At 68.8% G+C, this 253-nt stretch carries 1 protein-coding gene; it reads left to right on the top strand.

The genetic code is table 11. From position 1 onward, the window contains the following. Nucleotides 1-253, top strand: a 253-nt coding sequence (locus SB764_RS42795) for a thiamine pyrophosphate-binding protein (protein WP_410867149.1), incomplete at both ends; no start/stop codon positions are given.

Genomic DNA, 253 nt, shown 5'->3' with positions numbered 1-253 from the left:
TCGGCGCCTTCGGCCGCAACGACACACTGGAATTCGTGCAGACCCGGCACGAAGAGGGCGCCGCTTTCATGGCCTGCGCCCATGCCAAGTTCACCGGGCAGGTCGGCGTCTGCATGGCGACGTCAGGCCCGGGCGCCATCCACCTGCTCAATGGCCTGTACGACGCCAGGATGGACCATCAGCCCGTGGTGGCCATCGTCGGCCAGCAGGCGCGCAGCGCCCTGGGCGGCGACTACCAGCAGGAGGTCGACCT

Source organism: Paraburkholderia sp. SIMBA_027 (assembly GCF_046535315.1).
Taxonomy (GTDB): Bacteria; Pseudomonadota; Gammaproteobacteria; order Burkholderiales; family Burkholderiaceae; genus Paraburkholderia; species Paraburkholderia tropica.
This window is presented reverse-complemented; position numbering and strand designations above follow the sequence as displayed.